At 50.7% G+C, this 4,773-nt stretch carries 6 protein-coding genes; all 6 read left to right on the top strand.

Annotated elements, in window-relative coordinates; all coding sequences use genetic code 11:
• On the top strand, nucleotides 1–579 hold a 579-nt coding region (locus ACJMNB_RS13970), incomplete at its 5' end, for a hypothetical protein (protein ID WP_405343495.1).
• A 223-nt stretch (nucleotides 580–802) separates the two neighbouring features.
• A complete protein-coding gene (locus tag ACJMNB_RS13965; protein ID WP_405343493.1) occupies nucleotides 803–1,006 on the top strand; it encodes a hypothetical protein in 204 nt (67 codons plus the stop codon).
• A gap of 99 nt (nucleotides 1,007–1,105) precedes the next feature.
• A complete protein-coding gene (locus ACJMNB_RS13960; protein WP_405343491.1) occupies nucleotides 1,106–1,426 on the top strand; it encodes a single-stranded DNA-binding protein in 321 nt (106 codons plus the stop codon).
• A gap of 2 nt (nucleotides 1,427–1,428) precedes the next feature.
• Nucleotides 1,429–2,448: a hypothetical protein gene (locus tag ACJMNB_RS13955; protein ID WP_405343489.1), complete on the top strand. Its 1,020-nt coding sequence runs from the start codon at nucleotides 1,429–1,431 to the stop codon at nucleotides 2,446–2,448.
• 1,539 nt (nucleotides 2,449–3,987) lie between these two features.
• Nucleotides 3,988–4,083, top strand: a complete 96-nt coding sequence (locus ACJMNB_RS13950; protein ID WP_405343487.1) for a smalltalk protein — start codon at nucleotides 3,988–3,990, stop codon at nucleotides 4,081–4,083.
• Nucleotides 4,084–4,137: 54 nt separating this feature from the next.
• The coding region (locus ACJMNB_RS13945) for a DUF6266 family protein (RefSeq protein ID WP_405343485.1) at nucleotides 4,138–4,773 on the top strand (636 nt) is incomplete at its 3' end.

The following is a 4,773-nucleotide window of genomic DNA, read 5'->3' as shown; positions in this document are numbered from 1 at the left end:
GATTTGAAGCCGTTCTACGCGCGCGGCGTTGTTGGGCGTGAAGGTGATTTCACTCTCGCGGAGTTCTATTCTGGCGCTAACTCCTTGAAGTTCACCGAAAAGTCAGGTGCCGACGTTCGTTTGGCTATATTTGATGAGTTCATCAATGTATGGGTGCCTGGGTTGAATGTGGCGGCCGTGGCCGTTATTCGTTCATTCGAATCTACTAAGTGGGTTCGGTCTCATGAGTTCATGAAGCTTCGCGGCGTTGTGAAGCAGCAGCTTTATGATGCGTCTCTTTATGAGGCTGTGTTGTCTGGCTATATGCATGATGTTGCGCTGACGTATTCAGATTGGTATCTGAATGGCGCGAACTCGCTGCCGTTCAACGGCCGTCTTGTCGTTCGCAACTTCGGCGAGCAGGCATGTCTTGTTCTGATGGTCATTACTCAGGGTAAGGTCCGCTACGTCGGACTTATCAATACGACCACGCGCGCCATCATCTTGCAGGATGGCTCAGACGGTACGTTGCCATCAGGTGCAGAGGGATATCCGCAAGAAGTTATTGCGTGGAATCCCCAGTGGATGCGTTATGTTTGATTTTTGTGAACTAAAATAGGGCGGAAGTGTTAAAAAAGGGCTTCCGCCCTTTTTTTTGTCTTTATTTTATTTGATTTTTAGCGATTTATTTGTATATTTGTAATAGTTCAGAGATGGAAGTGTAGGCAGAGGTGCCGCACCAGGGCTCTGGCTAGGGATGAGCAGAAAGGGGGCTCGCGCCCCCGCTCTTTTTTAAGTTTCACAATTAAAAACATTTACTATCATGAAACAATTTTATTGTTATCTAGGCTCAACGCCTGAAAACCATCACGAACTCGTTTCTATTGGGCGGAAGCTTGGTTTGTGGGATTGCAGACGAACGACTATTGGCGATAAAATCGCTGAACTCGCCAATGACGGCGACGAGCGCGCCGCGCGAATTTGCGCTGAGCATCCTAATTTTTTTTCATTTGTTTGTGATTTATAGTTTGATGTTTCCAGGGAGGGCTTAACTGCTCTCCCCTTTCATCCTCTTACCTTCTGACTTATCTTTTATTTATTTATTTATTGAAGACTTTTTAACATTATGATTTCTTCTAGTTTTTTCGGCCACTTGACGCAGGACGCCCGAGTGGCAGGCGCGGACGGCGCCAAGTTTCTCAGTTTTACCGTAGCAGTTAACGACGGTGGTGATGCGTACTTTCTTGATTGTGCTTATTGGTCGACTTCTTTATTGACTTACTTAAAGAAGGGTTCCGCGGTGTTTGTGATGGGTAAACTCCGCGCGCGGCCATTCGTTGATGGTAAGGGAGCTCCGCGCCCTGGTCTACGTTGTAATGTGCTTGCAGTCAGACTTGCAGGTGCCACGCCGCGCGACGGCGAGAATTCAGAACCTCAGACTATTTGATTATGATTTGCAATATTGACTGGCTCAATGTCTACTGCTTTGAACGCGGCGTCAAGGACGCCGCCTTTTTTAGCCTTAACACAGATTACGTCGTAGAATCACGTGATTATGGTACACGTGTATTTATGGAAATGTTTACCCTTAAAGATGTGAGGGGCCGACCCCTCCTCGAAATTCGTAGACGCCCGATGTCTACGGGAGTTCTGCCAATTGATGCCTGCCATATTCGGCTATCTAATTACATGTGCTATGGGCGGCGGCCGATAGACTTCCTGCGCGACTTCTTGATTAAATTTGACTACACATTTAAATCAATTCAGAAGATTGATTTGTGCTGTGATTTCAATCTGTTTGACAACGGGCTAGCGCCTAACATCTTCGTTGACCATTACGTTTCTGGCGTGTTTCGAAAACTATACCAGTCGCGAATAGCCGCCCACGGCGTGAATAGCGGCGACGGAGATTTGAACTTTCACTCGTTTTCGTGGGGTTCCAAGACGTCAGACGTCTTCACGAGATTTTACTGTAAGTCTCTCGAACTTGATGCGAATAAGCCATATATATGGCAGATGTGGCGTGACAATGGAATCGATGTCTCGCGTCCTGTTTGGCGCGTTGAGTTCTCTATGTCACGCGGCGTGCAGAAGCTGACAGACGGCGAGCATTGCTTCCAACAGACATTGACTGTGTACGATACGCAGTCGAAAATTGCGGCCGTCTTTCTCGGACTTGCATCCCATTATTTCCGATTTAAGGACGCCCGCACCGCCTCACGCATCTACAACGCCAAGGACGTGAAGCTGTTCCCGAACGTCTCGGCACTATCAGTTGAGCGGAATATCCCTGATGACGCCGATATGCCTTCGAAGCACATTGACGGAGCTTTTTTGGGACGAGCGGCACAGATATGGAAGACCGACGGTTATGATGATGTCATCCGTGAGCTATGCGGCCAGATATGGGAGCGAGCTAAGCGGATAGACCCGCGCGCGGGCTTGCTTCGGAGATTTAGATCCGATTAGTGTTTTTTTTGTGATTTTATTTTGGAGGTCGACGGCGTCGTGATGATGCTGTCGACTTTTTTTTGGGGATATTTCACTTGCAAAAACCACTACAATAGTAGTGGTGTTGAATTACAAGTAACACACAAGGCCAACCGCGCCAAAACCCTTACGCAAGCGGTAGTCGGGAGTAAACTCTCTCGCTCGCTTCACTCCCTCGTTCGTCTACTCCCGACCCTCGTTTGTCGGCTGACGCCACCCTTACAATCGCTCACTCGCTCGTCTCGCTCGCTCGTTCGCTCACAAAGCGGTAGTCGGGAGTAGACTCTCTCGCTCGCTTCACTCCCTCGTTCGTCTACTCCCGACCCTCATTTGTCGGCTGACGCCACCCATCGAAAAGCGGTAGGCGGCCTTTGCCCTAACGCTCGCAAGCTCGCTATCGGCCGCCCCGTATTTGTCGGCTGGCGCGACGCTCGTTTGGGCGCTTAACGAAAAAGTTGCTCGTACCTCTCAATTTTTCTACGCCCAAACGATTTAGTGCTCTCTCCTCGGCTCCGCCGCTCGCAAGCTCGCTATGGAGCCATCGTCGATAGCATGGGGCCCCTGGAATATGTAACGGCGTCGCGCCACGCTTTTGCAGCCGTTTTCATGTGGCGCGCGCCTGGCAGGGTGCTTTCGCTCCGGTCGCTACGCTCCCTCCGACCGCTATCTTATACGCCCTCCTCCGTCGGGCTGCTTTCGGCTCTGCAAGGTCTTGCAGGCCGAAAGAAGGTATAATTTTTTGGCTCCGCTCGCAAGCTCGCTCCGACCGCTATCTTATACGCCCTCCTCCGTCGGGCTGGCTCTGCGCTCCGCGGCTTAGGGCTTCTCGTCGCTCCGCTCCTCCTGCGCCCTGCGCCGCGGTGCTCGTGCGTGGTAGTTGTTATTCACAAAGCCTCCATACGTAAACAAATAGGTAGCTCCCACACCCCCGGACGGGGGAAGGGAGCCCGCTGTCTCATGCGTTCCGTCGTCGCAAGGCGGTGGGCTTCTCAGGCATTTTTTACGCCCTTCGGGCAATGCCTTCGAAGCCCACCCCCTTTGCTTCCTCCTCCACTTGCAACGTCAGCCTCTATAAGCCCCTCGGGGGGTGTCCCTTCGGGAACCCCCCGATGGCCTTATATAGGCTTCCTCTCATCTCAATAGGTATCGACTTCGTCGATGTCTCTGTTTTAAGGCGGCTTCGCCGCCTCGGAATAGGTATCGACTTCGTCGATGTTATTGCGTTAAGCGCCGTCGGTCGCTGCGCTCCCTGCGCACGGTGTTTTAACATAGCATAAAGATTACAGGTTAACTTTTAAGCGGCTCCGCCGCCCCCTGCCTCGAATTTTTTAGTTAAACTTCCTTAATTTTTATTAAATTGCACACTGATGTTTTTGGCCGCTCCGCGGCCTCGTTTTTTTAACATTTTGCCGCTTTTTTTGGCCGCTGCGCGGCCGAACCTCCTCCGAGGTTGTTTTGAGGTTACTACGAATTTTTGTACCTTTGTAGCGTGTTTATATGTTTAATTTAGATTGACCTATGAATTGTATGAATTGGAAGAAGGTGTTAGAGATTGCAGCCGCTATCATTGCGGCCATCTTAGGAACGCTCGGCGTTCAGTCGTTCGTCGGCTAATGGCTGACGGTTAGTGTTTTTTTTTTTTTTATTTTTTTTTTTATTTTTTTTTTTATGGGAAAAGGAACAGGTTTATTTGGCAACTTCCGCGGAAAGGTCGGTAATGTGGTCGGCTCAATAGCCGACGGCCAACAGATTGTGCGCGCCTACAATGGGGCGCCAAAAAATCCAAGATCAGCTGCGCAAGCGATGCAGCGAATGAAGATGCGTCCTGCGTCTTCGTTTTTCTCAGCTTTCGAGACAGTGCTCTCGAATGGCTATGAGGGGGTGGCTTATGGTAACGCTTCGCGCCGATATTTCATGTCGAATGCCATGTCTATGGCTTCGGGATTTCCTTATCAATTTAAGGACGACCCGCGCGTGCTTCCAGGCGAGTATCTGTGCGCGAAAGGCTCGTTAGCTTCTGTTACGGACTTGTTTACCGAAGGGCAGGCGTCTGGGAATATTCAGGATTTGACATTCCAGGCTCCTCAGACGGCTGTCGAGGCAGGCACGCCAGCTACGACTGTTGCACAGTATGAGGCCGCGCTCGCAGAGCTCGGTATTCAGTCTGGCGAGCAGATTACCGTTATGGGCTTCACGTACAAAGACGGCGCGATGAAGGATTTGAAGCCGTTCTACGCGCGCGGCGTTGTTGGGCGTGAAGGTGATTTCACTCTCGCGGAGTTCTATTCTGGCGCTAACTCCTTG

This window comes from Fibrobacter sp., assembly GCF_045131395.1.
In the GTDB taxonomy this organism is placed as follows: domain Bacteria; phylum Fibrobacterota; class Fibrobacteria; order Fibrobacterales; family Fibrobacteraceae; genus Fibrobacter.
This window is presented reverse-complemented; position numbering and strand designations above follow the sequence as displayed.